Annotated in this window: 14 protein-coding genes; 5 read left to right on the top strand and 9 right to left on the bottom strand. The window is 66.5% G+C overall.

Annotation, left to right across the window (positions count from 1 at the left end; translation table 11 throughout):
* Positions 1–22 precede the first annotated feature (22 nt).
* From LU699_RS02645 to LU699_RS02630, 4 genes are all read left to right on the top strand, one after another.
* On the top strand, positions 23–1,993 hold the full coding sequence (locus LU699_RS02645) for an alpha/beta hydrolase family protein (RefSeq protein WP_232134725.1): 1,971 nt from the start codon (positions 23–25) through the stop codon (positions 1,991–1,993).
* Between the two features lie 73 nt (positions 1,994–2,066).
* Positions 2,067–4,172, top strand: a complete 2,106-nt coding sequence (locus LU699_RS02640) for a S9 family peptidase (protein WP_232134726.1) — start codon at positions 2,067–2,069, stop codon at positions 4,170–4,172.
* A gap of 82 nt (positions 4,173–4,254) precedes the next feature.
* Positions 4,255–5,511, top strand: a complete 1,257-nt coding sequence (locus tag LU699_RS02635; RefSeq protein WP_232134727.1) for a DUF819 family protein — start codon at positions 4,255–4,257, stop codon at positions 5,509–5,511.
* A gap of 215 nt (positions 5,512–5,726) precedes the next feature.
* Complete coding sequence (locus LU699_RS02630) at positions 5,727–6,986, top strand: DUF819 family protein (protein WP_232134728.1); 1,260 nt, start codon at positions 5,727–5,729, stop codon at positions 6,984–6,986.
* Between the two features lie 941 nt (positions 6,987–7,927).
* Here the strand turns inward: LU699_RS02630 and LU699_RS02625 are convergent.
* Positions 7,928–8,152 carry a YbdD/YjiX family protein gene (locus LU699_RS02625; RefSeq protein ID WP_232137855.1) on the bottom strand — a complete coding sequence of 75 codons (225 nt, stop codon included), beginning with the start codon at positions 8,150–8,152 and terminating at the stop codon, positions 7,928–7,930.
* A gap of 31 nt (positions 8,153–8,183) precedes the next feature.
* Positions 8,184–10,277 (bottom strand): carbon starvation CstA family protein, encoded by a 2,094-nt coding sequence (locus LU699_RS02620; RefSeq protein WP_232150351.1) that lies wholly within the window; start codon positions 10,275–10,277, stop codon positions 8,184–8,186.
* 230 nt (positions 10,278–10,507) lie between these two features.
* Between LU699_RS02620 and LU699_RS02615 the strand changes: the two genes are divergently transcribed.
* Entirely contained in the window at positions 10,508–11,146 is a 639-nt protein-coding gene (locus LU699_RS02615; protein ID WP_232137852.1) for an exopolysaccharide biosynthesis protein, read from the top strand.
* Positions 11,147–11,162: 16 nt separating this feature from the next.
* On the opposite strand, the gene LU699_RS02610 is transcribed toward LU699_RS02615, so the two are convergent.
* From LU699_RS02610 to miaB, 7 genes are all read right to left on the bottom strand, one after another.
* A complete protein-coding gene (locus tag LU699_RS02610) occupies positions 11,163–12,188 on the bottom strand; it encodes a magnesium and cobalt transport protein CorA (protein WP_232137851.1) in 1,026 nt (341 codons plus the stop codon).
* A gap of 97 nt (positions 12,189–12,285) precedes the next feature.
* The gene (locus tag LU699_RS02605; RefSeq protein ID WP_232137850.1) at positions 12,286–14,325 is read right to left on the bottom strand and encodes a glycoside hydrolase family 97 protein; all 2,040 of its coding nucleotides are present in this window, start codon (positions 14,323–14,325) and stop codon (positions 12,286–12,288) included.
* A gap of 277 nt (positions 14,326–14,602) precedes the next feature.
* Positions 14,603–15,835, bottom strand: a complete 1,233-nt coding sequence (locus LU699_RS02600) for a lipoprotein N-acyltransferase Lnb domain-containing protein (RefSeq protein WP_232137849.1) — start codon at positions 15,833–15,835, stop codon at positions 14,603–14,605.
* Positions 15,822–16,691, bottom strand: a complete 870-nt coding sequence (locus tag LU699_RS02595) for a CorC family transporter (RefSeq protein ID WP_232137848.1) — start codon at positions 16,689–16,691, stop codon at positions 15,822–15,824. Before LU699_RS02595 ends, LU699_RS02600 begins: the two co-directional genes overlap by 14 nt.
* A 73-nt stretch (positions 16,692–16,764) precedes the next feature.
* Positions 16,765–17,253 (bottom strand): rRNA maturation RNase YbeY, encoded by a 489-nt coding sequence (gene ybeY, locus LU699_RS02590; protein WP_232137847.1) that lies wholly within the window; start codon positions 17,251–17,253, stop codon positions 16,765–16,767.
* Positions 17,250–18,236 carry a PhoH family protein gene (locus tag LU699_RS02585; protein WP_232137846.1) on the bottom strand — a complete coding sequence of 329 codons (987 nt, stop codon included), beginning with the start codon at positions 18,234–18,236 and terminating at the stop codon, positions 17,250–17,252. The genes ybeY and LU699_RS02585 overlap by 4 nt, the downstream gene beginning before the upstream one ends.
* Before the next feature lie 60 nt (positions 18,237–18,296).
* Positions 18,297–19,742, bottom strand: a complete 1,446-nt coding sequence (gene miaB, locus LU699_RS02580) for a tRNA (N6-isopentenyl adenosine(37)-C2)-methylthiotransferase MiaB (RefSeq protein ID WP_232137845.1) — start codon at positions 19,740–19,742, stop codon at positions 18,297–18,299.
* Positions 19,743–19,854 lie beyond the last annotated feature (112 nt).

Genomic DNA, 19,854 nt, shown 5'->3' with positions numbered 1-19,854 from the left:
ATGGACGCGAAAGGGGAAGGGAATGGGGGTTCGCAAGAGTCTGTTGTGGGGCTGTCTGGCGTTGACGTGTGTCTTTGGCGCGGCCGCGCAAGCGCAAGTCGATCTGGCGCCGTTCGTGCAGGACGACAGCATCCAGAGCATCAAGATATCGCCGACGGGTGAGTACTTCGCAGCCACGCTGCCGAACGAGGATCGTTCGATGATCGCCGTGCTCAACCGCGCGGACCAGAAGATCGTCGCCAGCTTCCAGCTTCCGAAGAACACCCACATCGCCGACTTCTGGTGGGCCAGTGACGACCGCCTGCTGTTCGGACTCGCCGAGCGTTTCGGTGCACGCGACTATCCGCAGCCGACCGGCGAGCTGTATGCGATGAATGTCGATGGTGGGCGCGCGCAGTTGCTGGTCGGCTACCGCGTGGAGACGAGAACCGTCGGCACCAACATCCGGTCGGGTCCGAAAGAGGAACGCGTCTACGCGTGGCCGATTGACATGCTCAAGGACGACCCGCGCAACATCCTCGTGGGTATTTCGCCGTTCACCGGCGATCCCTACACGCGTGTCGACCGCATGGATGTCTACACCGGGCGTCGCACCACGGTCGCGACGGTGCCGGTCACGCGCGCGGACTTTTCAACCGATCACTCCGGCGAAGTGCGTTTCGCGGTGGGGGCGGGCAGCGACAACCAGAGCCAGCTTTACTATCGGACCGGCCGCGGCAGCGACTGGCAGCTGCTGAATCACGAGGGTCAGAGCGGCCGTGTCGAAACGCCCCTGGGCTTCTCGGATGACGAGCGCACCGCCTATCTCCGCGTCACCCGGCCGAGCGGCCCGGACGCGATCGTGGCGATGGATATCGCCACCCGCGCACGCACCGACGTTTCGATCGACAAGGTGCTCGATCCGGAAGTGCTGTACCGGCCGGGCACCGAAGTGCCGGTCGGCGCACGCTATCCCGGGCCCGACGCGCGACAGGCGTTCTTCGACGCGAGTTCCGACGACGCCCGCTTCTACACGATGCTGGACGAGGCGTTTCCGGCGCATGCGGTCGAGGTCGCTTCGTCGACACGCGATGCGCGGCACAAGCTGCTGCTGGCGACCAGCGACGTCGATCCGGGCAGCTTCTACACCTACGACGCGGAGCAGAAGCGTGCGGCGTTCGTGATGGCGCGTCGCAGGACGGTGGATCCCGAGCGCATGTCCACCATGCAGCCGATCGCGCTACAGGCCCGCGACGGCCTTGCACTGCACGGCTACCTCGCCAGGCCACGTAGCGCATTGGCTGGACAGGCATTGCCTCTGATCGTGTTGCCGCACGGCGGCCCGTTCGGCATTGCCGACGAATGGACGTTCGACGAGGACACCCAGTTGCTCACCCAGGCCGGCTACGCCGTGTTGCGGCTGAACTTCCGCGGCTCCCGGGGCTACGGGCGTTCGTTCCAGCAGGCCGGCGCCCGCCAGTGGGGCGGCACGATGCAGGACGATCTGACCGATGCGACCCGCTGGGCGATCGCGCAGGGGCATGCGGATCCGCAACGCATCTGCATCTACGGCGGCAGCTACGGTGGCTACGCCGCGCTGATGGGGGTCGCCAAGGAGCCGGACCTGTATCGCTGCGCAGTCGGCTATGTCGGCGTCTACGATCTGCAGCTGATGCGCAGCGAGGATCGTCGCGGCGGCGCCTGGCTCAGGACGTGGATGGACCAGTGGGTCGGCAGCGATGCCGCCGCGTTGACCGCGGCATCGCCGAACCGCATCGCGGACCGGATCAAAGCGCCCGTGTTGCTGGTCGCCGGCGGTGAGGACGAGATCGCGCCGATAGAACACACGCGGCGCATGGAACGCGCACTGCGGAGCGCAGGCGTTCCGGTCGAGACGATGTACGTCGCCAACGAGGGTCACGGCTTCTACAAGGCGGACAACAAGCGGGCGTATTACACGAAGCTGCTCGACTTCTTCGCCACGCATCTGGGCGGACAACGCGCCGCCCAGTGACGCCCCGCCGGCGCCGCTTTGCCAGCATCGCGGCGCCGGCCTACCATTCGGGCTCTTTGTATGGAGCCCTGCCATGTCCCTGCGCCTCGCGCTGTTGCCGTTGTGCCTGCTCGCCGCATTGCCGGCCGTTGCTCAGGAACGTGAGGCCGCGCGCGGACTCGACGTTCGCGATCTGGTCAAGCTGGATCGCGTCTCCGCGCCGCTGTTGACCGCCGACGGTCGCCAGCTGGTGTTCGCCCAGCGCACGCTGGACTTCGATTCGGGCAAGGCGGAAACCGCGCTGTACACGCGCAACCTGCTCACGCGCGACATGGCCCCGCCGAAGCGTCTGACCCCGGCAGGCTGGAACGTGAATTCGCCGTCGCTGTCGGCCGACGGCCAGACCGTCTTCTTCCTCAGCGGCAAGAACGGCAGTTCGCAGCTGTTCTCGATGCCGCTCGCCGGTGGCACGCCGCGCCAGCTGACCGACGTCGCGGTCGACATCGGCAGCTACCAGCTCTCGCCCGACGGCGCGCGCGTGGCGTTCAGCGCCGACACCTTCGGCGAGTGCGCCGCCGATCTCGGGTGCACCAAGCGCAAGTTCGCCGAGACCAAGGACGCCAAGGCCAGCGGCGTGGTCTATGACCAGCTGTTCGTGCGCCACTGGGATACCTGGAAGGACGGCACGATGAGCCGCCTGTTCGTCGCCGACCTGCCGGCCGCCCGTGCCCGCGCGGTCACGACCGTGCGCGCGCTGGGCCATGCGCTCGACGGCGACATCCCGGGCAAGCCCTTTGGTGGCGCCGAGGACTACACCTGGGCGCCGGATGGCCGCTCGGTCGTCGCCAGCGTCAAGGTGGCCGGGCGCGAGGCGCCGTGGTCGACCAATTTCGATCTCTACCGCATCGACGCGGTGGGCGAGGCGGCGCCGGTGAATCTCACCAGCGCCAATCCTGCCTGGGATACCGGCCCGGTCTTCAGCGAAGATGGCGCAACGCTGTTCTACCGCGCGATGAAACGCCCCGGTTTCGAAGCCGACCGCTACGCGCTGATGGCGATGGACGTCGCCAGCGGCCAGGCGCGCGAGATCGCGCCGCAGTGGGACCGTTCGCCGAGCAGCGTGACCCCGTCCGCCGACGGCAGCGCGCTCTACGTCGCCGCGCAGGATACGGGCGAGTACCCGCTGTTCCGCGTCGATGTCGCCAGCGGTGAGGTCACCAGGCTCATTGCCGACGGCTCCATTTCATCGTTCGCGATTGCAGGCGACACCGTCGCGCTGACCCGCAACTCGATCCAGAGCGGCGACACGCTCTACACCGGTTCGCTGCAATCGCTGGGCGCCGATGCGCAGTTGCGCCAGATCACGCCGACCGCGGCCGAGCGCCTGCCCGATGTCGCGTTCGGTGACTACGAGCAGTTCTCGTTCAAGGGCGCCGGCAACGAGACCGTCTACGGCTACGTGGTCAAGCCGTGGAACTACCAGGAAGGCCAGACCTATCCGGTCGCGTTCCTGATCCACGGCGGCCCGCAGGGCAGCTTCGGCAACGGCTGGAGCTACCGCTGGAATCCGCAGACGTATGCGGGGCAGGGCTACGCGGTGGTGATGATCGATTTCCACGGCTCGACCGGTTACGGCCAGGCATTCACCGACGCGATCAGCGGCGACTGGGGCGGCAAGCCGCTCGAGGATCTGCAGAAGGGTTGGGCCGCCGCGCAGGACAAGTACGCGTTCCTCGACGGCGACCGCGCCTGCGCGCTCGGCGCGAGCTACGGCGGCTACATGATCAACTGGATCGCCGGCAACTGGTTCGACCGTCGCGGCAACGCGCCCTTCAAGTGTCTGGTCAACCATGACGGCGTGTTCGATACGCGCTCGATGGGCTATGTCACCGAAGAGCTCTGGTTCACCGAATGGGAGAACAAGGGCACGCCGTTCGACCAGCCGAAGAACTACGAGCGCTGGAACCCGGTCAACCACGTCGCCAACTGGAAGGTGCCGATGCTGGTCGTGCAGGGCGAGAAGGACTACCGCGTGCCGGTGGACCAGGGCCTGTCGACGTTCACCGCGCTGCAGCGCAAGGGCATCGAATCGAAGCTGTTGTATTTCCCGGACGAGAACCACTGGGTGCTGCAGCCGCACAACAGCGTGCTGTGGCACGACACGGTCAACGCCTGGCTCAAGCAGCACATCGGCGAGTAAGCGGCTCTGAGCGGACGGCCGGCGCATGCCGGCCGTTCGCGTCTGTGCGTCACCGCAACACCAGGAATGGAGGTCCGCCAAGATGGCGATCGAAACCGTCACACCGTCCACCGCGCTGATCACCAGCGACATCGTGCTCTTCGGCCTGATCGCGGCCACCCTGGGTCTCATCTTCTGGCTCGCCAGCGGGCCCACGCCGTTCTGGAAGAAGTTCTTCGCCTGGGTGCCGGCGCTGCTGCTGTGCTACTTCGTGCCGGCGTTCTACAACACCGTCGGCCTGATCGACGGCGAACAGAACAGCCTCTACAACCCGATCGCCAGCCGCGTGCTGCTGCCCGCGGCGCTGGTGCTGCTGACACTGTCGATCGATCTTAAGGGCATCCTCAGGCTCGGACCGAAGCTGCTGTTCGTATTCGTCGCCGGCACGGTCGGCATCGTGCTCGGCGCGATCGTGTCGTTCCAGATCATGGAGTGGGTGCATCCGCCTGCGGTCGCGGGCGATACCTGGAAAGGCATGGCAGCGCTCGCCGGCAGCTGGATCGGTGGCGGCGCCAACATGGTCGCGATGCGCGAGGTCTACGAGGTCGATGCCACGTTGTTCGGGCAGTTCGCGGTCGTCGATGTCGCGATGGCCAGCCTGCTGATGGCGACGCTGCTGTTCCTCGCCAACCGCTCGGCGCAGATCGATGCGCGCAGCGGCGCGGACACCGCGGCGATCGACGAGATGAAATCGCGCATCGCCGCGCATGAAGCCGCGAACGCGCGGATTCCGACATTGAACGACCTGATGATCATCGTCGCGGTCGCATTCGGTTTCGTCGGTCTGGCGCATGCGATCGCCAATCCGCTGTCGGCGTGGTTCGGCCGGTTCGAGTGGGCGTCGCGTTTCAGCCTGGACTCCTCGTTCGTCTGGGTCGTGCTGATCTCCACGCTGGCGGGTCTGGTGCTGAGCTTTACTAAAGCCCGCAGGCTCGAAGACGCTGGCGCATCGCGTATCGGCACCGTGTTCCTGTACTTCCTGATCGCGTGCATCGGCATGCAGATGGATTTCATGCGGCTGTTCGACCGTCTGGAACTGATCGCCATCGGCGCGATCTGGATGCTGGTGCACGTGCTGGTGATCTGGGGCGCGGCGCGGCTGGTCAAGGCGCCGATGTTCTACATCGGCGTCGGCTCGATGGGCAACGTCGGCGCCGCGGCCTCGGCACCGGTCGTGGCGGCCGCGTTCCATCCGACGTTGGCACCGGTCGGCGTGTTGCTCGGTACGGTGGGCTACGCGACGGGCACGCTGATCGCCTATCTGGTCGGGCAGATCCTGCGGGTGATGGCAGGGCAGTAACGGCGCTACAGCCGACGGAATCACGTCCGCCGGCACGCGTCGGCCGGCGAACGGCAGGCCGACTTTGCAGGATCGATGCATGGCGCGCGACGGCGCTTGCGCAGCGGTTCCGCTGTGGCACGATGCCGCCACGCCGTCGCCGATGACGGCGCCCTTGCCGCGGCAGCCGCCGTCGCGGCCTGCGCGCAGCGGGCGGGCGATAGAAGGCGCCGTCCATGGCCGCAGATCCCGCAACGCCGTCGACGGCGCTGATCACCAACGACATCGTGCTGTTCGGCCTGATCGCCGCGACGCTCGCCGCCGTGTTCTGGACCGCGTCGCGTCCGAGCGGCCCGTGGAAGCGCTTCTACACCTACGTGCCGGCGTTGTTGCTGTGCTACTTCATCCCCGGCATCTACAACACGGTCGGCCTGATCGACGGCAGCGCGAGCGCGCTCTACAACCCGGTCGCCAGCCGCGTGCTGTTGCCGGCCGCGCTGGTGCTGCTGACGCTGACCATCGATCTGCGCGGCGTGCTGCGGCTGGGCCCCAAGCTACTGCTGATGTACATCGGCGCATCGATCACGGTGATGATCGGCGCCTTCGCCGCGTTCTGGATCATGGGCGTCCTGCATCCCGAAACCGTCGCCGGCGATACCTGGGCCGGCATGGCGACGCTGGCCGGCAGCTGGATCGGCGGCGGCGCGAACATGGTCGCGATGAAAGAGGTCTTCGCCGTCGACGAAACCACGTTCGGCCAGTTCGTGGTCGTCGATGTCGGCGTCGGTTACGTGTGGATGGCGGTACTGATCTTCCTCGCTGGCCGCGCCGCGAAGATCGATGCGCGCAGCGGCGCTGACACGCGCGCGATCGAAGAGCTCAAGACACGCCTCGCCAGTTACCAGGCCGAACACGAGCGGGTGACCACGCTGACGGATCTGATGCTGATCGTCGGTATCGCCTTCGGCGCAGTCGGCCTGTCGCATGCGATCGCCGGTCCGGCGTCGGCATGGTTCGGCGCCAATGTCGGCTGGGCGCGACAGGTCAGCCTGCACGAGCCCTTCGTCTGGGTCGTCGTGCTGTCGACGTTGATCGGCTTGGGCCTGAGCTTCACCCGCGTGCGCACGCTCGATGGCGCCGGCGCATCGAAGATCGGCACGTTGCTGCTCTACATCCTGATCGCCTGCATCGGCATGCAGATGGACATCTTCGCGCTCGCCGACCGGCCGTGGCTGTTCCTGCTCGGCCTGATCTGGATCAGCATCCACATCGCGCTGCTGTGGGCGCTCGGCAAGGCGCTGCGGGTGCCGTTCTTCTATTTCGCGATGGGCTCGCAGAGCAACATCGGCGGCCCTGCGTCGGCGCCGGTCGTCGCCTCGGTATTCCATCCGTCGCTCGCGCCGGTTGGCGCGTTGCTCGGCGCGTTGGGCTATGCGACCGGGACGGTGCTGGCGTATCTGGTGGGCATCGGCTTGCGGGCGATGGCGGGGCAGTGATCTGGCTTTGAGTGTTGCTTTTGTTTTTGCTTTTGCTCGGCTCCTGTTTTGCTCTGCTTTGGCTTTATGCCTTTGATCTGAATCGAGCCGTAGAGCGAGCCGAGCATCGCAGGGCGGCGGGGTCGAAGAGCAGCCCATGTCTGAGCGCAGCGAGTTTGGGCTGCGTGCCCCGTCGTCCGAGAAGCGCAGGGAACCGGCGCGGCGCAGCCGTGTCAGATCGCGTCCGGCGAAGGGGGGTTTTGGTTCCCTTTTTGGCCCGTCAAAAAGGAACTCGCACGCGTAGCGGGCGAAAGCTCTGCACTTGCTGTTCGCTTCTCAGCCTTGGCTTCGTATTTTGATGGGCCCCAGACGAAGTGCTTGCAAAGCGAAGATCAAGTACAGGGCTTCCGCGCTGTCGCGCGGCTTACTTTTGTCTTGGCAAAAGTAAGCAAAACCGTCTTCGCCGGACGCGAGCCGATGCGATGAAGCCGCATCGGTCCCCCGTGCTCCTCGCCTGACGCGGCACGCAGCCCAAACTCGCTGCGCTCAGACATGGGCTGCTCTTCGGCCTCGCCAGGCTCCGGTGCTCGGCTCTCTTTACGGCTCGATTCAGATCAAGAGCTGGAAGCCAGAGCCGAAGCCGATGCCAAAGCCGAACCCTAAGCAAGAGAAACAAGTTGGGGAGCGTTGAAGAATCCGTCATTCCCGCGCTTTCAGACGCATGTCTGATAAAGCGGGGATCCATTGGTCTCAGACCACCAGACGGAAGAGCACTGGATTCCCGCCTTCGCGGGAATGACGAACAAGAGCTTCAATCAGCGTTGCCCTGCCAGGAGCTGGCTGCTCAGGCCGCCCTCGCGACGGTGATCCCGATCATCTGCCGTGACATAACGGCATCGCCCAAACGAAAACGGGCGGAACCTTGAGGTTCCGCCCGTCGTCGTGTCAAGTATCGTCCTGGATCAGCAGCAACGGAACCCGTTGCGTCCGCCGAAGCGGGCTTCCTGCCGTTCGCGGAAGAACGTCTTGTAGTCCATCGGCTCGCGGTCGGGATGCTTCTCGAGGATGTGGCGCACGTAGTTGTCGTAGTCGGGGACGCCGCAGCACAGCCGCGCCGTCTGGACGACCCTTCGCCACACACGCTTGTGCGTGGCGAAGTACTCGACGGGAACCAGCGCGCCGGCCATCAGGTCCGCACTCCGGTCACGAGCCGCGCCGTCACAGCCAGGCCTGCTGCTGTTCGGGCGTCAGTTCGACGAACGCCGATTCCTTCGCCGTCGGCGCGGGTGCGCGGCGAGCCTTGAGGATGGCGCGGACGGCGAAGAACAGCACGCTGAAGACCACGAACAGGAACAGTGCCGTCAGGCCGGCATTGACGTAGCCGTTGACGATGACCTGACGCATCTGGCCCGCGGTTTTGGCCGCGCCCAGCAGTTCGCCGTTGGCCAGCGCCGCCTGGTAGTGGCGGGCCTGGGCGAGGAAGCCCATTGCCGGCTTCGGGTCGAACAGCTTGATCAGACCTGCGGACGTGGTGCAGATCAGCAGCCATGCCGCCGGCACGACGGTGACCCATGCGTAGCGGTCCTTCTTCATCTTAAAGAGCACCACCGTGCACAGCATCAGTGCGATGCCCGCAAGCATCTGGTTGGCGATACCGAACAGCGGCCACAGGGTGTTGATGCCACCCAGCGGATCCACGACGCCCTGATAGAGGAAGTATCCCCACAGCGCGACGCAGCCTGCGGTGCCGAGTGCGTTCGCACCCCAGTTGTCGGTCTTGCGCAGCACCGGCACGAAGTTGCCGAGCAGGTCCTGCAGCATGAAGCGACCGGCGCGGGTACCTGCGTCGACGGCGGTCAGGATGAAGAGCGCCTCGAACAGGATTGCGAAGTGGTACCAGAACGCCATGGCGCCGTCGCCGGTGCCGGGCAGGGCGTCATGCAGGATCACCGCGATACCGACAGCGAGCGTCGGTGCGCCACCGGCGCGCGAGATGATCGTGCTTTCGCCGATCTGCTGGGCCTTGAGTTCCAGCGCCTCGGGCGTGATGACGAAGCCCATCTGGCTGACCGCGGCCGCTGCGCTCTGCACGTCCGTGCCGAGCACCGCTGCGGGGCTGTTCATCGCGAAGTAGATGCCCGGATCGAGGATCGAGGCCGCGACCAGCGCCATGATCGCCACGAACGATTCCATCAGCATGCCGCCGTAGCCGATGTAGCGGGCGTGGGTTTCGTTGGCGAGCAGCTTGGGCGTGGTGCCAGAGGAAATCAGCGCATGGAAGCCGGAGACGGCGCCACACGCGATCGTGATGAAGAGGAACGGGAACAGGCCGCCCTTCCAGACCGGACCATCGCCGGTGGAGGCGAACTCGGTCAGCGCCGGCATCTTCAGCGTGGTGACTTCCGGGCTGGCGATGACGATACCGATGGCCAGCGCGACGATCACGCCGATCTTGAGGAACGTCGACAGATAGTCGCGCGGGGCGAGCAGCAGCCACACCGGCAGGGTCGCGGCGACGAAGCCATAACCGATCAGCATCCAGGTAATCTGGGTGCCGGTGAAGGTGAAGGCCGGGCCCCAGTAGGGATCCGCGCCGACCTTGCCACCGAACCAGATCGCGGCGAGCAGGGCGATGATGCCGAAGATCGAGATCTCGCCGATCTTGCCCGGGCGGATGTAGCGCATGTAGATGCCCATGAAGATCGCGATGGGCATCGTCGCGATCACCGTGAACATGCCCCACGGGCTCTCGGCCAGCGCCTTGACGACGATCATCGCCAGCACCGCGAGGATGATGATCATGATCATGAAGGCGCCGAACAGCGCGATGGTGCCGGCGACCTGGCCCATTTCCTCGCGCACGAGATCACCGAGCGAACGGCCGTTCCGGCGGGTGGAGATGAAGAGGACCATGAAGTCCTGCACGGCGCCCGCGAGCACCACGCCGACGATCAGCCACAGCATGCCGGGCAGATAACCCATCTGCGCAGCGAGCACGGGACCGACCAGCGGACCGGCGCCGGCGATGGCGGCGAAGTGGTGACCGAACAGCACGTGCTTGTTGGTCGGAACGTAATCGAGACCGTCGTTGTTGACGTGCGCGGGGGTTGCCCGACGCGGATTGAGCCCCAACACCTTCTCGGCGATATACAGGCTGTAGTAGCGGTAGGCGACCAGATAGATCGAGACTGCGGCCACGACGATCCAGAGCGCGCTGATCTGTTCGCCTTGTCGCAGGGCGACAACGCCCATACAGGACGCGCCCAGCAGCGCGACCGCGCCCCAGACTACGTGATTGATGGCACCCTTCATTTTCAGTTAATCCCCGGGAAGACGCGCACAGGGTCACCCCCGGGGCGCGTGGGGTCAATGCGCAATCGGTCGAATGCGGCGCCAGGGTCTTAAGACTTTCGTCGTAGACGCGCGGAGCGCCTGCTAGCATCGCGCTTCCGAATCCCGTGTCGAGCGCCCATGCAGGCTGTCGCGAACGGCCTGCACAGCAGGTCAGCCCCCAGTTTCAACGCGATCGAGAGCGCGACACGATGACCGACGCGGACGACACGCTGACCCTGCGCGGGCAGCTGCAGTCGCTGATTGCGCGGTTGCCCGATGGCGATGTGCAGGTCGGCCCATTGGTCGACGAGCTCGGTACCCAGGGCATGTTGCTGCTGGTGATCCTGCTGACCCTGGTGTTCCTGATTCCGGTATCGATTCCCGGCGTCAGTACCGTGTTCGGCGCGGTGATCGTGCTGATCGGCGTCGCCCGCATGGCCGGTCGCGCGCTGTGGCTGCCCGATGCGGTGCGGCGTCGCACCGTGCCCGCTGGCCGGCTGCGCGGCGCGCTCGATACCGGCCTGACGTGGGTCCGTCGTCTGGAGCGCATCACAAAGCCCGGCCGTCTGTCGCGACTCACCGACGGCCGCGCGATGGGACTGGTCAACGACAGCGCGCTGGTCCTCGGCGCGGTGCTGCTGATGGCGCCGTTCGGCTTCATTCCCTTCAGCAACACGATCCCGGGCGTCGCCCTGATGTGTCTGGCGATCGGCCTGCTGCAGCGTGACGGCCTGATGGTGCTGCTGGGCCACGTCGCCAACGTGCTGACGATGGTCTACTTCGCGATCCTGATCGGCGGCGGCGGTCTCGCGATCCGCGAACTGTTCGTGCGCTTCTGGCCCGCGTGAATGCGCGGCCGCGCGGTTACAGCCAGCGCGCCTTCTTGAACATCCGGTAGAGCACCACCATCACCACGGCCACGCCGCCGATCAGCAGCGGATACGCGTAGCGTTCGTCGAGCTCGGGCATGTCGTGGAAGTTCATGCCGTACCAGCTGGTGATCAGCGTTGGCGCGGCGAGCAGGGCGGCCCAGGCACCGAGCTTCTTGACGATCTCGCCCTGTGTCAGTGTCACCAGCGCCTGGTTGACGCCCAGCGCGGTGCCGAGGATGTCGCGGATCGCGTCGATGGTCTCGTTGATGCGCACCGAGTGGTCGAGCACGTCGCGGATGTAGAGCTTGGCTTCGCTCGGAATCAGCGGGCTGCTGCTGCGCACCAGCTGCGAAAGCACGTCCTGCAGCGGCGTCACCGCGACGCGCATGTAGGTCAGCTCGCGCTTGAGCTGGTAGAGCCGGATCACGATACCGCGATGGAACTGCTCGCTGATGATGTCCTGCTCGAGCGCATTGAGCGTCGTCTTGAAGTCGTCGACGATCGGCAGATAGTTGTCGACGATCGCGTCGAGCACCGCGTACAGCGCCGCCGGTGCGCCCATCGCCATCAGTTCGGGTTCGCGCTCGATGCGCTGCCGCGCCGGCGCATACGACAGCGACGCGCCATGGCGCACGGTCACCAGATAGCGCGCGCCGAGGAAGATGTGCGTCTCGCCATAGGCGATGCGCTCGTCGATGGCCTGCGCGGTGTTGGCAACGATGAACAGCGAATCGCCATAGGCCTCGATCTTCGGCCGCTGGTGCGCCTTGCCGGCGTCCTCGATCGCGAGATCGTGCAGGCAGAATTCCTCCTGCAGCTGCGCCAGCACGTCGGCACCCGGTTCGTACAGACCGATCCACACGAAGCTGCCGTCGTCGATCGCCAGCACGTCACTGATGTCGTCGAGCAGGATGTTCTGCTTGCGGCCATCCGATCCGTACACCGCGCAATTGACCACGCAGGCTGGGTTGGCGGTCTCGGGTGCCACGGCGGGGACTGGATCGGAAGGGGTCTGCATCGCGCCATCGTCCGCCACCTGCGCGGGCGCGACAAGCGCGGAGATGTGTGGGACGACGATGCGCGCCTCCGCCGTGGGCCGGGGACGCGCTGGGCGCTCAGCGTGCGATGAAACGCACCGCCTGGCCACCGCCCGATGCCATCGCGATCGACAGCGTGTCGCCGGCGCCGACGTCGCGCGATTCGATCGCGATCGCATGCGGATCGGTGCGCCAACCCGCGCCGTCGCCGTCGCGGTAGATCTGCGCGGTGTAGCGACGGTCTGGATCGAGGAAATCCAGCGGCAACGCGACCGTGCGCGCGGTGTCGTCGGTCACCGCGCCCAGATACCAGTCGTCGCCACCGCGCTCGCGGCGTGCGATCACCGCGAACTCGCCGACCGCGCCATCGAGCGCGCGCGTCTCCTCCCAGTCCACCGGCACATCGCGGACGAACTGGAATGCCTCGGGCCGCGACTCGTAGTGTTCGAGCAGGTCGGCCGCCATCTGCAGCGGGCTGTAGATCACCACGTACAGCGCCAGCTGCTTGGCCAGCGTCGTCGCCATCGGCGTGCCGGACTTGGTATCCATGCCGAAGATTCCCGGGGTGAAGTCCATCGGCCCGGCGAGCAGGCGCGTGTAGACCAGCGTCGCTTCGTGTTCCGGCGGATTGCCCGGCTGGCCCCAGGCGTTGTACTCCATGCCGCGCGCGCCTTCGCGCGTGACCAGATTCGGATACGTGCGGCGCAGGCCGGTGTCCTTGACCGGCTCGTGCGGATTGACGCTGATGTGCTGCGCCGCCGCGGCTTCGACGACCTTCTGGTGGTGACGCACCATCGCCTGGCCTTCGTGCCAGGCGTAATGCAGTGCGCCGTCGTCGCCACGCACCTTGGCCTGGCCCGCGTCAGCGACGTAACCGGTCTTGACCGCCTGCACGCCGAGACGTCCGTAGAGCGCCATCGCATCGTCAAGCTGGGATTCGTAGTGCGCGGCGTGGCCGGAGGTTTCGTGGTGGCCGATCAGGGTCACGCCCTTGTCGCGCGCGTGGCGGGTCACGGCTTCGATGTCGAAATCTGGGTAGGGCCGGGTGAAGCTGAAGGTCTCGCCGTTGCCGAACCAGTCGCCGTCCCAGCCGACGTTCCAGCCTTCGACCAGCACGCCGCCGAAGCCGTTCGCCGCGGCGAAATCGATGTGCCGGATCGCGTGCGCGGTGGTCGTGCCGTGCTTCGGCCCCGACGCCCAGGTCTTGCGGTCGAGATGCATCTCCCACCAGATCCCGACGTACTTCATCGGCCGCACCCACGACACATCACCGAGCGCGTTGGGTGCATTGAGGTTGAGGATCAGGCCCGACTCGACCAGTCCGCCAGCGCGATCAGCGATCTGGATCGTGCGCCACGGCGTCGCGAACGGCGTGGCCACTTCGACCTTGGCCGCGCCGATGCCCGGCGTCAGCGCGGCGCGGAAGCGGCGACCATCGACGCGCGCGAGGTTCATGCCCGAGTAGTCGACGAGTGCCGCCTCGTGGATCGACAGATGCAGGCCGTCACCGGTGCGCAACGTGATCGGCGTCTGCGCTTGGCCGACCTGGTCGACCGGCGTGCGGTGATAGATGTATTCCTCGCGATTCCATTCGAAAGCGGGAATCCACCACGCGGTGGCGGCATCGGCGATGTCGAACTCGGTCAGCTCTTCGGCGATCGACAGGCGATCGAGCCCGGGCTGCTTCGGAATGTTGTAGCGGAAACCGACGCCGTCATCGAACACGCGGAACACGACATCGAAGCGGCGCTTCGGTCCAGCCGTCTCGGCCAGCGTGACCCGCAACGCGTTGTGGTGGTCGCGCATCTGCCGGCGCTCGCCCCAGGGTTGCTCCCAGCGTTCGTCGTGCGCCTGCGTGTGCTGATCGACGATCGCCAGATTGCGTTCGAACTTGCGCGTGTCGGTAAACATCAGGCCCAGTCGCGACGGCGCGATGACCGGGCGGCCGTCGCGACTGACGGCGTAGCTGGCGCGGCCCTCGTTGTCGGTCGTGACCTCGACAGTGATACGCGCATCCGGCGACGCGACACGCGCGCTGGTGCGCGGTTCGGCAGCGAGTGCGGTGAGGGTGGCGAGCGGCAACAGTGCGGCCAGTAATCCGACGAGACGGTTCGACATCGTGCGGCGCCCTCCCAGACGCGTGCAATCGTGCGTGCGTCTGGATTCTTGCACGCGCATTCCGCGTGGTCGGGGTGCATACGTATGCAGGCGTTTGTGCCTGAGGCACCTTGCGAATGGCGCAGCGATCGAACTCGCGTCAGTGACGAGAAAACCCGTCATTCCGGCAGCTCTCAACAGACGGAGGTCTGGTCAAGCCGGAATCCAGAGACTTTGGTGAGAGCTTGCGGGTCCCCCGACGAAAGACGCTGGATCCCGGCTTTCGCCGGGATGACGATCAAGAGTTGCGCGTGAGACCCGTCGGCCGCCGCCGCAACACCCAGAACAACCCCACATGCACCGGCATCAGCAGCGACAGCCATGCGGCATTGCGCTGCGGCAACACCGGCAGCCAGTGCAGGAAGAGGGCGACGATGCCGCACACCAGCACCGTGGCCAGCACCCAACGAAACAGAGCGCCGGGCGCGCGTCCACGTGCGATGCGCCAGCCGCCGGGCAGCAGCAGCAGGCACAACGGGTTGAACAGCAGCAGGTTGTGGTTGCGCCAGGCGAAGACGTGTTCGCTGCCCAGCCACAGGAACAACATCACCCCGCCGAGCAGGGCACTCAAGGTCCAGAACGGCAGGGCGATCGCGGCCAGGGCACGCGGTGCGAACCGGCCGACGACGAGAATCGCCGCGCCCAGCACGAGACCGGCCACCAGCCACGGCCACAGCAGGCGAGCGCGCTCGGCGGGTTCCGGTGCCTGCGTATGCGGCACGATGATCTGCTCGCCCGACACCAGCGGACGGCCATCGACGTTGCGCACGCTGCGCAGTGCATCGGCCAGGCGCATCGGCACGAACGCGTCTTCCCACAGGGCATTGGGACGATCGGCGGACGGACCCAGACCGATGTCGAAGCCCAGCCACATCCACAGCGCCGGCGAGGCCAGGCGCACCGCGTCGCCGCGGTAGGTGTTGCCGCGCGAGCGGCCCTGCAGCTGGCCGCGCAGCGCGCCGCCGAGCGCGGTGTCGATCGCATCGCGCACGCGCGTGGAGCAGTTATCGGTGAAGTAGTCGTAGCGGTAGTGCGCGTTCTCGGGCTTCGCGTTTTCGGCCAGCGCGCTGGCGAGCTCGCGGGCCTGCGCCGGATCGAGATCCAGCCACTGGATCGACACGCCGCGGCCGACATCGCGGTAGTAGGCGAGATCGTCGGCGAGCGGCAACGCGGCCAGCATGTAGCGCATGTCGCCGCGGATGAAGCGCGGCACGAAGTCCGGCTCGTTCGGGTCGAAGAAGCCGAAGTTGTACGACAGCGGTTCCGGCTGCGCCGGATCGTCGACGACCAGCGCGTTGTGGCCGAAACGTTCGAAGAACACGTCGCCGGGCTGCATCGTCGCCACGCCGATGCGCGGCACGCCCGCGTCCTGTGCGACCGCGAGCAGCGGCCACAGCGTCAGGCACAACAACAGCACGACCGCGCGCGCGAACACGCGCGTCGGCCCGCGCGACAGATCAGGCTTCGGCATGCACGCTGACGTGCAGCGCGTGCAGGCGTCGCGAGTCGGCATCGGTCACCCGGAACGCGAAACGGCCGAGGGTGAGTTCCTCGCCGACCTCGGGCAGATGCCCGATCGCGCCGGTGATCACGCCGCCGATGGTGTCGTACTCGGCGTCGTCGAAATCGGAGCCGAAGCGCTCGTTGAAATCGGAGATCGGGGTCAGTGCGCTGACCGCGAACTGGCCGTCGGCCTGGGCCGCGATCAGGGCGTTCGGATCCTCGGCATCGTCGTGTTCGTCATCGATCTCGCCGACGATTTCCTCGAGCACGTCCTCGATCGTCACCAGACCGGCGACGCCGCCGTACTCGTCGATGACGATCGCCATGTGGTTGCGCGACAGGCGGAACTCGCGCAGCAGCACATTGAGCTTCTTGGATTCGGGAATCAGCACCGCCGGACGCAGCAACTCGTGGATCGAGCCGGGTCCGTTGTCGGCCACCACGCCGCGCAGCAGATCCTTCGCCAGCAGGATGCCGAGGATCTCGTCCTTGTCGTCGCCGTGCACCGGAAAGCGCGAATGGCCGGACTCGACGACCTGCCGCATCAGCTCGAGGAACGGCGCCTCGGCGGGGAGGGCGACCATCTGCGCGCGCGGCACCATCACGTCACCGACCGTCTTGCTGGAAATGCCGAGCGCGCCTTCGAACATGCGCAGCGTGTCGGCATCGATCAGACCGTCTGCGTGGGTATCGCGGAGCAGTTCCACGAGGTCCTCGCGGTTGCTCGGCTCGCCGGAAATGGCCGAGCTCAGCCGCTCGAGCCAGCCGCGGCGGCGCTCCTGGGGTTCGGAGGCGGGGGAGGGTCGACTGTCGTCCTCGGACATGGCGTGGTGCGTGTTCGCGAATCGCCCGGATGGGCCTTGGCGGCAGTCTATCAGGCCGCCGTGGAGGCGCCCGTCAGCGCAGCTCGCCGGCGTAGGGATCCTCGATGCCGAGGCCGGCGAGAATCTCGCGCTCCAACTGCTCCATCGCCTCGGCGTCCTTGTCGTCCTCGTGGTCCCAGCCCAGAAGATGCAGCACGCCGTGCACGGTGAGATGCGCGTAGTGCGCGTTCAAGGACTTGGCCTGCTCGGCGGCCTCGCGCGCGACCACCGGTGCGCAGATGACGAGGTCACCGAGCAGCGGCAGACGCACGCCCTCGGGCAGGCCTTCCGGCAGCTCGGCCGGGAAGCTCAGCACGTTGGTCGCGTAATCCTTGCCGCGGTAATGACGGTTGAGCGCGCGGCCCTCGTCCTCGTCGACGATCCGGATCGCCAGATCTGCCTCGCGGATGCGCCCGGCCAGCGCGGCCGCCGACCACTTCCGGAAACTCGTCGCGGCCGGCAGGCCCCTGCGCGGCAGCGCATAGCCGATCGCGACATCGAGGCGGGTAGGGCCTCGCGTCATCCGCGCGCCACCGGGCCATTGGCCGAATCGCTCGCGTCGCGACGCTCGTAGGCGGTGACGATGCGGGCGACCAGCGGATGGCGCACCACGTCGCGTGCTTCGAAGAACGTGAAGCTGACGCCCTCGACCTCGTGCAGCACTTCGATCGCATCGCGCAGCCCGGACTTCACGTGCTTGGGCAGATCGATCTGGGTGAGGTCGCCGGTCACGACCGCGGTCGAGCCGAAGCCCAGACGGGTCAGGAACATCTTCATCTGTTCGATCGTGGTGTTCTGCGCCTCGTCGAGGATCACAAACGCATCGTTGAGCGTGCGGCCGCGCATGTAGGCCAGCGGCGCGATCTCGATGACGTTGCGTTCCAGCAGCTTGGCCACCTTCTCCACGCCGAGCATTTCGTACAGCGCGTCGTAGAGCGGGCGCAGATAGGGATCGACCTTCTGGGTCAGATCGCCGGGCAGGAAGCCGAGCTTCTCGCCGGCCTCGACCGCGGGCCGGACCAGGATCAGGCGCTGGACCTTGGCCTCGTTGAGCGCTTCGACCGCCATCGCAACGGCGAGGAAGGTCTTGCCGGTACCGGCCGGGCCGACGCCGAAGTTGATGTCGTGGCCGGTGATCTTGTGGAGGTACTTGGCCTGGTTCGCGCCGCGCCCGCGGATCGTGCCGCGCTTGACGCGCACCGAGACTTCCTGCGGTGTGTAGTCCTCTTCGACGTTCGCCGGGCTCAACCGCAAGTTGATCGCGTGGCTGTCGAGCACTTCGGCCTCGCTCTCGGCATAGAGCGCCTTGAGCAGCTTCTCGGTGCGGTCGAGCATCGCCTCGTCGCGCCCGGTAATGCGGAAGATGTTGCCGCGGTTGGCGATTTCGACGCCCAGCCGCAGCTCAATCTGGCGCAGATGGCCGTCGAACGGACCGGCGAGATTGGACAGGCGCTCGGAGTCCGAAGGCTCGAGCAGGAAGGTGCGTTCGGGAAGGGCGTTGGTCATGGCGCGGATTCTATCGAGGGTCGCGACAGGCGGACGTGTAAATCCGTTCCGCGGCGCGGATCAGTCTGTGTCGCGGAGCACGAGGCGGCCACGCAGCGAATTGCTCAGCGCCGCGGTGATCTCGACATCGACGAACTGGCCGATCAGCCGCGCCGGCGCGGCGAAGTTCACCGAACGCATGTTCTCGGTCTTGCCGGTGAGCTCGGCCGGATCCTTGCGCGACGGGCCTTCGACCAGCACGGTCTGCACACTGCCGACCATGCGTTCGGAGATGCCGGCCGCGTATGCATTGATGTGTGCCTGCAGGCGAGACAGGCGCGCGTGCTTCTCTTCCTGCGTCACCGAATCCTCGAGATCCGAGGCCGGCGTGCCAGGACGGCGCGAATAGATGAAGGAGAACGACTGGTCGAAGCCGACATCCTCGATCAGCTTCATCGTCTTCTCGAAATCGGCCTCGGTCTCGCCGGGGAAACCGACGATGAAATCCGAGCTGATCGAGATGTCCGGCCGCACCGCGCGGAGCTTGCGGATCTTCTGCTTGAATTCCAGCGCCGTGTAGCCGCGCTTCATCGCCGACAGGATGCGGTCGCTGCCGGCCTGCACCGGCAAATGCAGATAGTTCGCCAGCTGCGGCACGTCGCGATAGGCCTCGACCAGCGAGTCGGAGAACTCCAGCGGATGCGAGGTGGTGAAGCGGATGCGGTCGACGCCGTCGATCTCGGCGATGGTGCGGATCAACAGGCCGAGGTCGGCGACAGGCTGCTCCCGCGAGCCAAGGCTCGCGTCGGCACCGTCACCCATCGGGCCGCGGTACGCATTGACGTTCTGGCCCAGCAGATTGATTTCGCGCACGCCCTGGCCGGCGAGTTGCACGACTTCGACCAGCACGTCCTCGAACGGACGGCTGACTTCTTCACCGCGCGTGTAGGGCACTACGCAGAACGAGCAGTACTTCGAGCAGCCTTCCATGATCGACACGAACGCGCTCGGCCCGTCGGCGCGCGGCTCGGGCAGGCGGTCGAACTTTTCGATCTCGGGAAAGCTGATGTCGACCTGCGGCAGGCCGGTCTCGCGCTTGGCGCGGATCAGCTCGGGCAGGCGATGCAGGGTCTGCGGGCCGAACACCAGATCCACATAGGGCGCGCGCTTGACGATCGCCTCGCCTTCCTGCGACGCCACGCAGCCGCCGACGCCGATCAGCACCGGCTTGCCGTCCTTCTTGAGCGCCTTCCAGCGGCCGAGCTGGCTGAAGACCTTCTCCTGCGCCTTCTCGCGGATCGAGCAGGTGTTGACCAGCACGACGTCCGCTTCCTCAACGTTGTTTGTCAGCTCCAGACCGTCGCTGGCGGCGAGCACGTCGGCCATCTTGGCCGAGTCGTACTCGTTCATCTGGCACCCGTGGGTCTGGATGTAGAGCTTGCCGCGCGGTGCCGCAGCGCTGGACGCAGTGACGGCGGAGAGGTCGGAAACAGGCGCGTTCGGCGCAGCGGAAGCGGTCTGGGTCATGGCGTGTCCGGGGCGCGGCGTTGAATCCGGGCCGGATGGCTGGAAGAGGGCGGGCAGTGTACCGGGAAGCGCCGCGCCCGCGTCCTCGGGGGCACGCCGGATCACCGCCAGC

The sequence above is a fragment of the Luteimonas fraxinea genome, assembly GCF_021233355.1.
Taxonomy (GTDB): domain Bacteria; phylum Pseudomonadota; class Gammaproteobacteria; order Xanthomonadales; family Xanthomonadaceae; genus Luteimonas; species Luteimonas fraxinea.
The sequence above is the reverse complement of the archived record's forward strand: the minus strand, read 5'-3'. Positions and strand labels throughout refer to the sequence as shown.